We start from the raw sequence: 13,137 nt of genomic DNA on the forward strand, positions 1-13,137 counted from the left end.
GTTTCAGTGCGCCTGTGAAGTTCTCGATGTGGTGGACGCTGCGTGCCGGTAGGCGGGGCGGCTGCGGCCGGCCGGCGCCGGTGAGGGCGTGCGGGGAACCACGCAGCCCTCGTTCAATCTGGAGTCGGTCAAGACCACTCTGCCCGCAAGGGCGTGCTTAAGGCAAGACTTGCCGCCTGCAACACTCTGGCGTGAGCGAAATGCCGGGAGCGTCCGCCCCCATTCCGATCGACCGCATTCGGCCCGCCGCGGACTTGTCTCGTGCAATGCTTGAGCCATGCACAAGGCGGGACGAGTCGCCCGAGCCCGGACCCCGGTCGATGAACTGGTGGCGTTCGAGGTTGCGACCCGGGACCTCGTCGGGGTCGCCCTGCGCAGCGTCGAGCGGCTCGAGGTGTCGCTACCCCAGTTCCGCCTGCTGCAGGTACTGCACGAGCACGGACGATCCACCTCGACGCATTGCGCTCAGGCGCTGAACGTCGCGGGGTCCTCGATCACCCGCCTGGCCGACCGGCTGCACGCGTCCGGGCACCTGATCCGCGGCGTCGACGAGTCCAATCGCAGTGTCGTCATCCTGGAGCTCACCGCGCCGGGCCGCAAGGTCGTCCAGCAAGTCACCGCCCGCCGCCGGCGCGAACTGGGCCGCGTGCTCGGTCTTCTCGACCCAGCCGCACGGGCCGCGTGCGCAGCAGCCCTGACGACCCTGCACGAGCATCTCGGCGACGAGTACACCGGCGAACTGCACAGCCCGGTTCCGCTTTGACAGCGAGGGTTCCCGAACCGCGTGCAGGCGCGATCAACCGCGTACGGTGCCGACTCGATCATTGCCGGCGACCTTCCGCCTGCCGGATGATCAGGTCGGCCGTCTGGGTGGGCGCCTGTTCGGGGATCCAGTGGCTCACGCCGTGCAGCGTCACGAATTCGTACGGCCCGGTGACGTAGCGCTCGGTGGCGCGGGCACCGTACGCACCCAGCGCTATGTCCTGGTCCGACCAGACGTGCAGGGTGGGCACGTCGGTCGCCGGTGTCGCCGCGGGACGGTCGAGCGACTGGGCCGCGTACCAGTTCAGTGCGCGCCGCAACCGGGGTGCGGTTCCGACGCGGCGCAGGACGTGCTCGACATCGACGCCCGTGCCGTGCCCGAAGACCGCGCGCAGCTTCGCGGCTGCGTCGGCGAGCAGCGTGTGCTCGTAGCCGGGCGTGGCGAAGTCGCGCATGTACGCGGACCGGCGCCGCTGGTCGTCATCGACCCGCAGCGCTTCGGTGAAGGCGCCGGGATGCGGCACCGACAGGGCCGTCAGCGTCCTGACCCGGTCCGGGTGCCGGCTCGCGACCTGCCAGGCGACCGCGGCGCCCCAGTCGTGACCGACCAGGTCGACCGACTCGATGCCGAACGCGTCGAGCACGCCGAGCACGTCGGCGACCAGGTACGCGGCGCGGTACTGCTCCACGGCATCCGGACTGGCCATCGGGGAGTAGCCGCGCTGGTCCAGGGCCAGTACGCGGTACCCGGCCCGGCTCAGCCGCGGGATCACGTGGCGCCACGACCAGGCAGTCTGCGGGAAGCCGTGCAGCAGCAGGATCGGCCGGCCGTCGCCCGGGCCGTCCACGGTGACGTCGAACGTGAACTCACCGACGGCGACCGGCCGCGACTGCGGGACGCTCACTGGCTGCTCCTTCTCCTCGATCCTGACGGCCGCCGCGCGACGGCAACGCCCGCGGTCCACTGTGCACCGGTCGGCCGTGAGGTGAGCCCAGCACTGCTTCCGGCAGCAGGCGCGCATCTACCGCTCGGCAGCGGTAGGCAACTTCGCGAGCCCGACATTGCCGATCCGTCACCTGTCGGCGGGATCTGCCGCACACGAGACTGGACATACGGAGCCGATAGCTCACCGAAAGGAGCCGACGATGACGTGTCTTCGCATTCGCTGCTCGAAGTGCCGGATCTCCTTTTCCACGGTGCGAGCGCTCCTCAAGCATCGCGACGCGCACGATGCCGGACCGGCCGCGGGCACGGATCCGGTGGTCGCCTTCGATTCGGTGACCAGCGCCGCCGGAGCCGAACGGCGCGACGCGGTTGCCGTCGGCGCCAACAGCTGACCCGGCAGCGGCCGACGCGCGGTTGACCCCGCGGCTGACTGCGCGCGGTTCCCGGCGGCGCGTTCGATCCTCGCGCGTAGTGCACGGAAGGCAACCGTCGTGCCGCGCGCTGCGAAGGCACGCCGGCTGCGGCAACAGCCGCCAGTTCGTGCCCGGAGCGAGAACCCGCCCCGGCCGGCGGCACCACAACCACGAGAGGTGAGGACCGAACCATGACGATGACTGATCTTGCGAGCGGCGCCTCGTCGGTCGAGCGGGTTCGCGACGTAGCCAGGATCCGCGATGTCCTGAACCGGCAGCGCGAGGCGCAGCTCGCGCACTTGGACGCATTGACTCGCGAACACGCCGCTGCCGGCACGTCCGGGCAAGCCCAGCTGCGTGGCCTCACCGCGGGCCTGCGCCAGACGGTCGCACAGATCGACACCGCGCTCATGCAGCTCGAGGCAGGCCGATACGGAATCTGCCTGTCCTGCAGCGAACCCATCGCACCGCCACGACTCGAGGCGCTTCCGGCAGCCGTGCTGTGCCTGCGTTGCCAGCGGCTGAAGGAACGACGGTAGGGAAAGGAACCACGATGTCAGTCAACACAGGCCGGATCGTCGTCGGCATCGACGCTTCCGAAGGCAGTGAGCTCGCACTGAACTGGGCGCTGGACGAGGCACTCGCCCGTGACGCTGCGGTGCACCTGATCTGTTGCCACACCCGTCCCCTGCTGCTCGGGTGGGAGGGCGCGAATGTGGCCGACCTGCAGGAACTGGCCAGTGCCGCCCGCCGAACGGCGTCGGACGCGTTGGTGAGCGCCCTCGACCGGGCCCGGGGCACTGCGCCGACCGTCCCGGTGACGGGAGAAACGGTCGAGGGCCGGCCGGCGGTCGTGCTGGCCGAGCGCTCGGCCGGCGCCCAGCTGATCGTTCTCGGGTCCCGGCGGCTCAAAGCGGTCGGTTCGGTGCTGCTCGGCTCGGTCGGTACTGCCGTGACAGCGCGCGCGCAGTGCCCGGTGGTCGTGGTGCGTGGCCCGGCCGGCATGCTGGCCGAACGTCCCGCCGTGGTCGTCGGCATCGACGGGACCGACGCAGCTGATCCGGCTCTCGCATACGGTTTCGAGCACGCGAGCCGGCACGACGTGCCGTTGCGCGCGTTGATGTGTTGGCGACCGGACCCGCTTGCGACGATGCAGTGGCGTCCGGAGGCACCAGTTCCGGAGCGGGCCCAAGCGTGGGTGACGGCCACGCTGCAACGGTGGCAGCGGCGGTACCCCTCGGTCACCGCCGCGGGCATCGTCATTCGGGATCAGGCCGCTGCCGGGCTGGTGGAACAGTCAGCCGCGGAACACCTGCTTGTCGTCGGCAGCAGGTCACGCAACGCACTCGCCGGGACGTTGCTCGGGTCGGTCGCCCAGGGCGTCCTGCACCACGCGACCTGCCCCGTCGCGGTCGTCCCGGTCTGGGTCGGCTGATCCGAACCAGCCGCGATCGCGGACTCGGCCCATGCACCCACCCGGTCTGAACGACAACAAGGAGGAAGCGATGAGCACGACAGCACTCGCGACACGATCAGATGTGAGCGCGGCAGGCACACAGCCGGTCCGTCCGCGACCGGCGGCGGTTCCCGACGCCGGTGTCATGTCAGGGGCTGAGCACCTGTCCGAGCTGTGCACCCCGCGCGGAACTGCGGCACACGTGTCGCTGTTCCTGCCGACGGTGCGGCGGGGTCCGCAGACCGCTCAGAACGGCATTCGCTGGAGGAACCTGCTCGCTCGGGCCGAGGTCGCGCTGCGTGCGACGGCCGCACCCGCGGAGGCGACTGCGACGCTGGACGCGCTGCGTCAGGTATCCGAGGACGAGGGGTTCTGGCGCAACGACGGCAGCGGCCTGGCAGTCTTCGCCGCGCCCGGCTGGTCACGCGTGCTCCACACGCCGAGCACGCTGCCGGAACTCGCGGCCGTCGGCAACCGGTTCCTGATTTCCCCGCTGCTGCCGTCACTCTCGTCAGCTGGGCGCTTCCTGTTCCTCGCGCTGGACAGGGCCCAGTCCCGGCTGTTCCTCGGCACTCGGTTCGGTCTCGAGGAGGCCGGCGTACACATCCCGACCGGTCCGGGGCACGCGTCCGAGGATCGGCGACGGCCGGCCGAGCGGCCAGAGGGCTTCGTTGCCGACCGGGGTGGGTCCGGCAGGAGCGTGGTGTTCTACGGACGCGGGAACCTGGACCGCAAGCAGGTCGAGGAGACGCTGCAGTACTTCCGCGCGATCGATGCCGTGCTCGCCGAGCTGCCGAACGGCGAGCGGCCGCCGATGCTGCTGGCCGGTCTCGGTTACCTCGTCTCGCAGTACCGGCAGGTGACCCGCTATCGCGAGATCGTCGAGGACGTGTTGGTGACCGATCCATCGCAGCTGCCGATCGAGGAACTGCACCGGCGGGCATGGCTGCAGATCGAGCCACAGCTTCGAGGCGACGAATCGGCCGCAGCCGCGCGCTACCGGCAACTGGCGGGCACCGGACGTACCGCGCACGAGCCCGGCGCGGTACTCGCGGCGGCGCGAGTCGGTCGGGTCGAATCGCTGTTCCTGTCATCCTCGATCATGGCTACGCCGCCCGACTCGGTGCTGCTGCTCGGTGCCGGGGCCCGCAGCCAGTTCGACCAGTTCGACCGGCTCGACCAGTTCGACCGGCTCGACCAGGCCGCGGCAGCCTGCCTGGCCCACGGCGGAGCGGTCTATCTCGTCGCGCCGGAGCGCATGCCGATTCGAGACGAGTGCGCAGCCGCGCTGCTGCGGTACTGAGAAGCGAACCGCCGGCAACCGCTCGGGGACTGCCTGGCCGCCCGGCCGCCGGGAGAGCCGCTACGGGCTGCCGGCGATCGCCGCCGACACGAGCGCGCACGACGAACTTCGCACGGCGATCGCACAGATCCGGCCGCACCGACGCGTCGTCGGTGAGGAGGCCACGGAGCCACCGCCAGCCTCTACCGCACCGCACCCGGCGGCGCGGCCGAACTGATCTACACGGTGACGGTCAACAGCACCGGACTCGCGCTCGTGTACCTCGCCCGAAACGACGCGGTCTTCGCCGGCCATGCCGGCGCCGAGGGCGCGTTCCGTCGCGTTACCGCCGCGGACCTGTGGCCGGTCGAGGGCATCCGTCACGACGTCGTGGCCTGCGTCGCGGCCAGTCCGCGTCATCGAGAACTCATCGCGCCGCTGCTCGCCACTGGCGTCGACTGGCAGTTGCCCGGGCTGAATACGGCACCGAACGCCGGCCTCACCGTGCTGACGCTGGGTGGCGCACCGGCTGCCATCGGCCTCGTGGTCGCGCGGCTCTGGTGCTACCCAACCCGCAAACGCTGCACGACGCCGCGCCGATGCTCGCCCTGGCGGCGCTCGACATTGCGAGCTTCGACGAGCGGGGCAATCCGGTCAGCTACCCCGAGCTGAAGGCGCGGTTCAATGAACTGGCCCGACCCGCCGCCGGACATGACCGCTTCCACCCAGTGCCGCGACTCCTGTTCGCCCGGCGCCCGGAACTCGGTCGCCTGCTCGCGCGTCGCATCTTCCGCCGTGCTGAGGACGGTCGGCCGGGCAGCTGGAGCGTCGCCGCTCGCGGCCGCGCGCGGCGGCGGTTCTTCGAGCCGGAACAGGGCCAACCGGTAGGCCATCTCCGGCAGTGACTCGCCGGTTATGGAACCGCGAAGATCCCGGAACGCACTCGCGAGCACCGCCACCGCATGCGGCCGCTGCGCTACCGGCAAGGCGTCGGTCAGTTCGCGAACGAGCCGTCGGCGGCTGGTCCTGGTCACGGCTGTCCTGCCTCGCCTGCGGCCCGGCGGGACGGGTCGGCAACGGGCGCAAGCCGGCACGAGCCGGCGTGGCGGGGTGACCTGTGGCAGACGCGGCCACTGGGCAGGTGGGTGAAACCACACCGTCCTTGGATCGCCGCCGAGAAGTGCGTGCTCGAGTTGTGCAGGTCGAGCCGGCAGGAAGTTCGCGTGGATGCGCTCATCGCCAGAAGCTCCTTCCGTCCTTGACGCCCATGGATTCAGCCTGCCGCGCCGGCGCCGTCGCGGGCAGTGTCACGGTCGGCAGTCTCGACAGCCGCGGAACTGCTGGAGGCGGGCAAGTTGGGCCATCGCTGCGATGATGATGCGATGAGCGGACCGCCGGCGGACCCATTTCCGAACGTCGCGACCGGTCCGTGGCTGACGGCCGTCGCAGAGGACGCGGCCCGGCGTACCGGTGTCCCGGCCGATCTGCTCGGGGCCTACCTCACCCTGCTCGCGGACGCGGCGCTGCGCGGACGGCGGCCCTCGAAGGCGGAGCTGTCGGCTGTGCACGATCTCGGTCGCCAGGCCGCGGCACGCAACGTGACAGCGCGGCAGATGGCGCACCTGTACCTATCGGCGGCGGCCCAGCTCTGGAGCACGGTGCCTCGGGAGGTGCGCACCCGCGGCCGAGATGCCGTGTCATCGGCGGCCGAGGCGGTGCTGCTCGCCGTCGACGGCGCCGTCGTGGCGCTGGTGGAAGGTCACGACGTCGAGCGGCGCCGGATGATCCGCCAGGCTGAGTCGCTCCGGCAGACGTTCGTCGACGATCTGCTGCGGGGCGATTCGGACGTCGCATCACTCGTCGAGCGCGCCGAGCCCTTCGGCCTCGACCTCGCCCGAGCGCACCAGGTCGCGGTAGCAGCGCACAGCGGCCGCCTGGTCGACGAGATCGCCCTCGCCACAGCGCTCGAGCGTTCGATCGCCGACCGGTTCGACGGACGCGAGGTGCTGGTCACTGACAAGGGCGGCCTGTTCGTCGTCATCGGTCCGGCCAACGCGACGGCCGCCGCGACGGCCGGCGCCGGCAACGTCCCCGGCAACGTCGCCGAGGTCGGCGCAGTCACCCAGGAGGCGTTGGACGGCTTGCGGCGTAGCGGCCGGTGGCGGGTCGCCGCGGGCCGACCGCACTCCGGCGCGTACGGCGTCGCGCGGTCCTACGAAGAGGCCCGCGAAGCGCTGCAGCTGGCCGAGCGCCTTCACCTCGATGCGCCGGTCGTGTACGCCCGGGACCTGCTGGTCTACCGGGTGCTGGTGCGCGACCAGGCCGCGATGAGCGACCTCGTCCACGCCGTCCTGTCCCCGCTCCTGGCTGCGCGCGGCGGTGCGCAGCCGTTGCTCGACACGCTGCGCACCTACTTCGAGACCGGAGCAGTGGCCACCGAGACCGCGCGCCGCATGCACCTTTCGGTCCGCACGGTGACCTACCGGTTGGCCCGGGTCGCCGAGCTGACCGGCTTGAATCCGGCCGATGCACAAGCCTCGCTGACACTCTGGGTCGCCGTGCTGGGCGCGCGGCTGCTGGGCTGGCCCGCTCCTGAGGCCTCACCGGCACGCTGATCCGCGGCGATCAGGCCCAGGTCTCGACCGCGAGCACGTCCCGCATCGACACCATGCCCACCAGTTGACCGTCAGAGACGACCGGAAGGTGGCGGATCCCGGCATCGAGCATGCGCCGGCCGACGGTCCAGGAATCCTCGTGTTGCCGGGCGACCTCGACGCCGCGGGACGCGTAGGAACTCGCCAGGGCCGACCCCGGTTCGCGCTGCTCGGTCATCGCGCGCGCCAGGTCGCGCTCGGAGAGAATGCCTACCAGCGTTCCGTCGTCGTCCACGACCGCGAGCGCGCCGATCCTGGCGCGGACCAGCAGATGCGCGGCGTGCGCCAGCGTGTCGGACGGGCGGCACCGCACCACGTCCGGCTGGTACAGATACTCGATCTTCATGTCGTGCAGTTCCTCTCTGCCACTCCCGCAACCCCACCTTGGACGACCTGTTCGGCGCCGCGCACGGGCACGCGCAGGCGAACTCACGGGCTGCCACTTGCCGGAGCCCGGCAGCGAATCTCCCGAGTGCCCGCGGCAGGCAACGGAACAGGCCGAAATCTGCCGACAGCGGCCCTGTGCCCGGACCTCGCGGGCATAGATGGTGGAAGGACAGGACGACAGACAGACGGGAGTTGACGAGCATGCGGTTGGGACGGTTCGCCGGTATCGAGGCGAGGGCGCACTGGTCGCTGCTGTTCATCGCGTTTCTGGTGGCGCAGCTTCTCGCGGTCGGCATACTTCCGGCTGCGGCGCCCGGCCTCCCGGCTGCGGCGTACTGGCTGGCCGGTGCCGCCAGTGCGGTGGTGTTCCTCGCGTCCGTGCTGGCCCATGAACTTGCGCACGCGGCGATAGCGCGGCGGCACGACATCCCGGTCGAACGGGTGACCTTGTGGCTGCTCGGCGGGGCGACCGAGCTCGGACACGAGGCCAAGACCCCGCGCGCCGAGGCCGCGATCGCGGCGAGCGGGCCGATCACCAGTCTCGTGCTCGGCGGCGTGTTCGCGGGCCTGGCCGCTCTGGCGAGCGGCGCCGGCCTGCTCACGGCGACCCTCGCCTGGCTCGCCGGGGTGAACCTGCTGCTCGGGGTGTTCAATCTGCTGCCGGCTGCGCCCCTGGACGGTGGACGCTTGCTTCGCGCGGCCTTGTGGCGCCGGTACGGCGACTGGACCCGAGCCACGTACGCGAGCGCCCGGGCCGGATCCGTGCTCGGCGCCCTGCTCATCGCCTGGGGGCTGTTGCAGGTGTTCGGCGGCCAGCTGTTCGGCCTTTGGCTGGCGTTGATCGGCTGGTTCGTCCTGACTGCAGCGGCTGCCGAGCGAACCGTCGCTGCCGGTAAGCGGCTCACCGGTCGCACCGTACGTGACCTGATGACGACGCCGCCGGCAGTGGCGCCGTCCTGGTGGTCGGTAGCGAACTTCCTCGCGCAGGCCGACAGCACCCTGGTGCGCTCGGCAGTCGTTCCGCTCGTCGATTTCGACGGCAGCCCACGGAGCCTGCTCACGATGCGGGACCTTCAGCGTGTGGCGCCCGACGACCGTGACACCACCCGGTTGCGCGACGCCGCGCGCAGTCGAGTGCCGGTGCTGGTACTCGACCCGGACACCCCCGCATCCGACGTGGTGCTCCCGCTTCGAGCACGCGGCGGCGTTGCAGTGGTGGTCGAGGACGCTCGCGTGGTCGGCACCTTGAGCTCGGTCGACATTACGGCCGCGATGATGCTCGCCGGCCTCACCGATCGCGGCCTCACCGATCGCGGCCTCACCGATCGCGGCCTCACCGATCGCGCGGAAGGCCCGCACCCCGCCGGGCCGTCGTCGACAGGCGTGACGGAACCGGCGGCCGGCGCGGGGCTCACGTCGAATCACTGACGGGACGGACGCTGCATCTCGGCGATCTCGGCGCGACCGCTCATGCCGGGGCTCTGTTGGTCGAAGCTAGCTGTGGTGCCTCATCTCGCTGGCGCCTCGCCTTGCAGACGCCGCCGCGGTGTGCTCGGCGCCCGAAGACGTGGCGACCGAAGACGTGGCGACCAAGACGTGGCGACCGAAAGCGAAGTGAGCGGCTGTGCTGACCATCGCGCGTAGTGCCGGCGTCGGGCCCACGCGGCGCGGGGCCGGTGTTCGAACGGCCGGTCGCGGATCGCGCCACTACGGGCCGACCTCGCCGGCGAGCGCAGCTACCGCGGTCGGCTTGCTGTACGCCTTCGGCGGGATCGGCGCGCTGCTCGGTGCCCAGTTCCCGATGAGCCCGGATCTGGCAGTCGGGTTGTCCCGGTTCCTCGGGATCGTCTGCCTCACCGTCGCGCCGCTCATCCTCACGCTCCGGCGCCGGCTCGCTATCGCGTGGATCAACGTGGCCCTGGCCACCGCAACAGTACTGCTGAGTGTCCTCGTGGCCGCCACCGGTTCGGCGGTCGGCGTCGTGCTGCCCGGTGTGGTCTACATGTGCATCGCGCTGATAGCTGCGTACTTCTCGGCACCGCTGCAGGCCCGAGCCCAAGCGTGCCTGGCAGTCGGCGGATTCTCCGCCGGCGTACTCCTCAGCGGCGTGCCGAACCTGTTCGTCCCGTGGTTCGTGACCAGTGCGACAGTGCTGGGCGCCGCCGAAATGCTGCGCCACGTCGTCACGCAACTCCAGGAACAGGCCGCGCTCGATCCACTCACCGGCATCGCGAACCGTGCCTACTTCCAGCTCGCCGCAGAACGCGAGATCGCACTGGCCGGCAGGGGCCGCACACCGTTCAGCGTGGCGCTGCTCGACCTCGACGACTTCAAGACGGTCAACGACACCTACGGGCACGTCGCCGGAGACGCCCTGCTGTCCGAGCTCGCCGGCGCCTGGCAAGCACAGCTTCGCGGAGCCGACCTGATCGCCCGCTACGGCGGTGACGAGTTCGCCCTGATCATGCCCGACACCGGCCACGACGAAGCGATCAACGTCCTCGAACGGCTGCACACCGCACACCACGCCCAATGGTCAGCGGGCGTCGCCACGTGGGACGACGACACCGACCTGAGCCAACTGCTACACCGCGCGGACCAGAACCTGTACATCGCCAAGAACATGCGTGCGCTGAGCAGACCTGAGCCGAGCCGAAGGCCGGATCGCCAGGTCGCCGTTCAGCGGCGGCACGTCGGTCGCGAGCAACACCCTGGTGCCAGGACCGCTTTCACGAGCCCGGCCCAGGGATTGACGGCGGACTGATCGATCGGGTCGCGGTTCCACCCCACTTCCGGCCGGCGCCCGTACGCATCGGCGCGTCGTGCCGACGCAGCAAGAGCATCGGCTGCGCCGGCACCGACGAGCTGCGGGCCGGCGATCCGCCTCTGCCTGCCCCGCGCCGCTCACCTGTTGGCGATGAACCTGTTTCCGTGTCCGCTGCCGTCGTAGTCGATGTTCACCGGGTTGGCCGTGATCCGGTTGCCGATGATCCAGTTGTCGACCGGCGCCGCGCCGCCGGTGATGCCCGCGGCGTCGCGGATCGTGAGGCCCACTCCGGAGAAGTCCGCTCCGGTTCGCGACGGCACGTTCGCGGTGATGTGGTTGGCCACCAGCAGCACATAGCTGGTGCCCAGCAGGACGACGCCGATCCCGGACTCAGCAGGGCCGTCGTCGCCCGCGCAGTAGCGGTTGTTGTGGCTCAGCTCGTTGCCGGCGATCAACAGCGAACCGGTCACTGCTCCGTCGGGGGTGTCGAGGGCGATCAGCCCTGCGCAGTTGCCGGTGAGCGTGTTGTCCACCAACTGCCCGCCGCGTGAGTCGAGGACCAGCAGTCCCTCGCGGTTGCCGGACGCGAGGACGTGCCGCACGTTCAGCCCGCTGGTGGCGCTGATCCGGACGCCCGCGCTCGCGTTGTCCCGCACCACGACGTGATCGAGTTCGGTGCCGGTGCCGGTGCCGTGCGAACGTATGCGCACCACGCTGCGGGCCCCAGCAGATCGGGCTGACCTACCATTCGGCGAACCTGATGCCACACTGACCGCCCGACATACTAGCTGGCACCGGCTAGCTCGTCCCTGTGTGGCTGTGGCTTCGCCGCAGCCCCGATGGTCCGATTCACCTTTCACTGCGCGCAGGCTGCTCACCGCTCTCGGTAGGCGATATCGAACGCCGAAACCTCGGAAACTTGACCTTGATCTGTCCCGCGTATATCCCGCGCGCTACCGATCCGGTCCCAGGACGGCTTCGGTGCCTCGCAGCGACTTCGCGCGTACCCCGGCAATTCCCATTCCGGGGCCTACGACGGTGGGCCGGCAGACAAACCCGAAATGCGACGGTTATCCACACCGCCGGATCTGACGCATCCCGGCCCGCGATTCGAACACGCTAGAGGCCCCGGAATCCGGGGCCTGCAGCAGGTGGCGGGTGTTGGGTTTGAACCAACGTAGGCTGAGGCGGCGGTGTTACAGACCACCACGTCCTATTTCTGGACGCCCTGTACTTACTGGGTTACAGGCACTTGCGGTGATCTTCGACCATGATCGATCCCGCGTATGTCCCGCGACATCCGAGCCGATCGCGGTTCAGACCGGCACGATCTCAAGCATGTCCTCCACACCCACCAGGTCCGTCGCGTTACGGGTGTAGAGGCGTGCCCCGTGCGCATGCGCCGTCGCAGCGATCAGCAGATCCATCACTCGCGCCCGCGGCCGTCTTCCCGCTGCAACGACGTGTGCCGCGAGCTCGCCGTAGCTGGCCGCTACCGCCTCATCCACCGGCAGCGGATCGAAGCGCCGCTGGAACTGCGACAGCCGTCGCAGCCGATGTGCGCGCGCCGCCGGATCGACCGTGACCAGCACCCCGAAGTGCAGTTCGGCCAGCGAGGCGGCGCTGATCGCCAGCTCGCCCTCGAGCGCCGGCAGGTCGGTCGCGATCAAGACACTGGTGTCCAGGACCGCCTTCACGCGCCGCGAACCCACGGATCGGCGACCGACTGATCAATCAGCTCACGGTCGCGATCCCAGTCACCATCCGGACCACCGGCGAATGCGTCCGCAACATCCTCCCAAGCCAGCCACCGCTTCGGACGCGCCGGCACCAAACGAGCCGCCAGCCGACCAGAGACCGTGATATCGATCTGCTCCCCCGCCTCGACCCGCCGCACCAACTCGGACGCGTCCTGCCGCAATTCACGCAACCCCACTCGCTCCATACCGCGACGGTAGCACATGGGCTACACGCTGGGACGGCGGTCCAAACCGTCACGAGGAATACCGGCTCGAGTACCGTGACGCCAGCCAGATGCGGCAAAGGAGCTCGGCTGTCACCCGTTCGTGCAGCAGATCCAGCCGACGGTGAGAGCGGTGGATGCGGCGACTGTCACAAGTACTGCGCCCGCCATGCGTAGACCGGTGCAGCCGAGCGCAGCGCGATGCCAGATGGTGTCACCAGATGCCACTACATGTCAGAATCCACGGGACATACGCGGGATTGATCACGATCGCGACGGCGCGCCTACGTCCCGCTTACGCCAGCGACGACGCTGCAGGCCCCGGAACCCGGGGCCTGCAGGGGCTTGTGGCGGGTGTTGGGTTTGAACCAACGTAGGCTGAGCCGGCGGCTTTACAGACCACCACGTCCCATTTCTGCAGGTCCCGTACTTACTGGGCTGCAAGGACTTGCGATGATCTTCGACCATGATCGATCCCGCGTATGTCCCGCGGAGGCGCCCTCCTCG

Annotated in this window: 14 protein-coding genes and 1 tRNA gene; 8 read left to right on the forward strand and 7 right to left on the reverse strand. The window is 70.0% G+C overall.

What is annotated here, in order from left to right; all coding sequences use genetic code 11:
* The first annotated feature begins 277 nt into the window (after nt 1-277).
* Nucleotides 278-763: a MarR family winged helix-turn-helix transcriptional regulator gene (locus M6B22_RS09250; protein WP_269445475.1), complete on the forward strand. Its 486-nt coding sequence runs from the start codon at nt 278-280 to the stop codon at nt 761-763.
* A gap of 58 nt (nt 764-821) precedes the next feature.
* Here M6B22_RS09250 and M6B22_RS09255 read toward each other — a convergent pair whose 3' ends face one another.
* On the reverse strand, nt 822-1,667 hold the full coding sequence (locus M6B22_RS09255) for an alpha/beta fold hydrolase (protein ID WP_269445476.1): 846 nt from the start codon (nt 1,665-1,667) through the stop codon (nt 822-824).
* A gap of 241 nt (nt 1,668-1,908) precedes the next feature.
* On the opposite strand from M6B22_RS09255, the gene M6B22_RS09260 reads away from it, so the two are divergent.
* The 4 genes from M6B22_RS09260 to M6B22_RS09275 all read left to right on the forward strand — a co-directional run bounded on the left by M6B22_RS09260 (nt 1,909) and on the right by M6B22_RS09275 (nt 4,880).
* The gene (locus M6B22_RS09260) at nt 1,909-2,100 is read left to right on the forward strand and encodes a hypothetical protein (protein WP_269445477.1); all 192 of its coding nucleotides are present in this window, start codon (nt 1,909-1,911) and stop codon (nt 2,098-2,100) included.
* Nucleotides 2,101-2,312: 212 nt separating this feature from the next.
* Nucleotides 2,313-2,660, forward strand: coding sequence for a TraR/DksA family transcriptional regulator (locus M6B22_RS09265; RefSeq protein ID WP_269445478.1), 348 nt, complete (start codon nt 2,313-2,315; stop codon nt 2,658-2,660).
* 14 nt (nt 2,661-2,674) lie between these two features.
* Complete coding sequence (locus M6B22_RS09270) at nt 2,675-3,556, forward strand: universal stress protein (protein ID WP_269445479.1); 882 nt, start codon at nt 2,675-2,677, stop codon at nt 3,554-3,556.
* Between the two features lie 166 nt (nt 3,557-3,722).
* Nucleotides 3,723-4,880: a baeRF3 domain-containing protein gene (locus M6B22_RS09275; RefSeq protein ID WP_269445480.1), complete on the forward strand. Its 1,158-nt coding sequence runs from the start codon at nt 3,723-3,725 to the stop codon at nt 4,878-4,880.
* A 542-nt stretch (nt 4,881-5,422) separates the two neighbouring features.
* On the opposite strand, the gene M6B22_RS09280 is transcribed toward M6B22_RS09275, so the two are convergent.
* Nucleotides 5,423-5,893 carry a hypothetical protein gene (locus M6B22_RS09280; RefSeq protein WP_269445481.1) on the reverse strand — a complete coding sequence of 157 codons (471 nt, stop codon included), beginning with the start codon at nt 5,891-5,893 and terminating at the stop codon, nt 5,423-5,425.
* A gap of 348 nt (nt 5,894-6,241) precedes the next feature.
* Here M6B22_RS09280 and M6B22_RS09285 point away from each other — a divergent pair, with 348 nt between their 5' ends.
* Nucleotides 6,242-7,474 carry a PucR family transcriptional regulator gene (locus M6B22_RS09285; RefSeq protein ID WP_269445482.1) on the forward strand — a complete coding sequence of 411 codons (1,233 nt, stop codon included), beginning with the start codon at nt 6,242-6,244 and terminating at the stop codon, nt 7,472-7,474.
* Between the two features lie 10 nt (nt 7,475-7,484).
* On the opposite strand, the gene M6B22_RS09290 is transcribed toward M6B22_RS09285, so the two are convergent.
* Complete coding sequence (locus M6B22_RS09290) at nt 7,485-7,859, reverse strand: CBS domain-containing protein (protein ID WP_269445483.1); 375 nt, start codon at nt 7,857-7,859, stop codon at nt 7,485-7,487.
* A gap of 176 nt (nt 7,860-8,035) precedes the next feature.
* Here M6B22_RS09290 and M6B22_RS09295 point away from each other — a divergent pair, with 176 nt between their 5' ends.
* Nucleotides 8,036-9,328, forward strand: coding sequence for a site-2 protease family protein (locus M6B22_RS09295; protein WP_269445484.1), 1,293 nt, complete (start codon nt 8,036-8,038; stop codon nt 9,326-9,328).
* A 322-nt stretch (nt 9,329-9,650) separates the two neighbouring features.
* The gene (locus M6B22_RS09300; protein WP_269445485.1) at nt 9,651-10,664 is read left to right on the forward strand and encodes a GGDEF domain-containing protein; all 1,014 of its coding nucleotides are present in this window, start codon (nt 9,651-9,653) and stop codon (nt 10,662-10,664) included.
* Between the two features lie 140 nt (nt 10,665-10,804).
* Here the strand turns inward: M6B22_RS09300 and M6B22_RS09305 are convergent, their stop codons facing one another.
* The 4 genes from M6B22_RS09305 to M6B22_RS09320 all read right to left on the reverse strand — a co-directional run bounded on the left by M6B22_RS09305 (nt 10,805) and on the right by M6B22_RS09320 (nt 13,056).
* Nucleotides 10,805-11,380, reverse strand: a complete 576-nt coding sequence (locus tag M6B22_RS09305; RefSeq protein WP_269445486.1) for a NosD domain-containing protein — start codon at nt 11,378-11,380, stop codon at nt 10,805-10,807.
* 603 nt (nt 11,381-11,983) lie between these two features.
* Nucleotides 11,984-12,364 (reverse strand): type II toxin-antitoxin system VapC family toxin, encoded by a 381-nt coding sequence (locus M6B22_RS09310; protein ID WP_269445487.1) that lies wholly within the window; start codon nt 12,362-12,364, stop codon nt 11,984-11,986.
* A complete protein-coding gene (locus M6B22_RS09315; protein WP_269445488.1) occupies nt 12,361-12,612 on the reverse strand; it encodes a type II toxin-antitoxin system Phd/YefM family antitoxin in 252 nt (83 codons plus the stop codon). Before M6B22_RS09315 ends, M6B22_RS09310 begins: the two co-directional genes overlap by 4 nt.
* 366 nt (nt 12,613-12,978) lie before the next feature.
* Nucleotides 12,979-13,056, reverse strand: a tRNA-OTHER gene (locus M6B22_RS09320).
* Nucleotides 13,057-13,137 lie beyond the last annotated feature (81 nt).

Source organism: Jatrophihabitans cynanchi (assembly GCF_027247405.1).
GTDB lineage: Bacteria > Actinomycetota > Actinomycetes > Mycobacteriales > Jatrophihabitantaceae > Jatrophihabitans_B > Jatrophihabitans_B cynanchi.

Bases quoted from the DNA above. Each gene is read 5' to 3' on its own strand.
- M6B22_RS09270 (WP_269445479.1), top strand. From the start codon at position 2,675: ATGTCAGTCAACACAGGCCGGATCGTCGTCGGCATCGACGCTTCCGAA.
- M6B22_RS09315 (WP_269445488.1), bottom strand. From the start codon at position 12,612: ATGGAGCGAGTGGGGTTGCGTGAATTGCGGCAGGACGCGTCCGAGTTG.
- M6B22_RS09285 (WP_269445482.1), top strand. From the start codon at position 6,242: ATGAGCGGACCGCCGGCGGACCCATTTCCGAACGTCGCGACCGGTCCG.
- M6B22_RS09250 (WP_269445475.1), top strand. From the start codon at position 278: ATGCACAAGGCGGGACGAGTCGCCCGAGCCCGGACCCCGGTCGATGAA.
- M6B22_RS09265 (WP_269445478.1), top strand. From the start codon at position 2,313: ATGACGATGACTGATCTTGCGAGCGGCGCCTCGTCGGTCGAGCGGGTT.
- M6B22_RS09260 (WP_269445477.1), top strand. From the start codon at position 1,909: ATGACGTGTCTTCGCATTCGCTGCTCGAAGTGCCGGATCTCCTTTTCC.
- M6B22_RS09275 (WP_269445480.1), top strand. From the start codon at position 3,723: ATGTCAGGGGCTGAGCACCTGTCCGAGCTGTGCACCCCGCGCGGAACT.
- M6B22_RS09290 (WP_269445483.1), bottom strand. From the start codon at position 7,859: ATGAAGATCGAGTATCTGTACCAGCCGGACGTGGTGCGGTGCCGCCCG.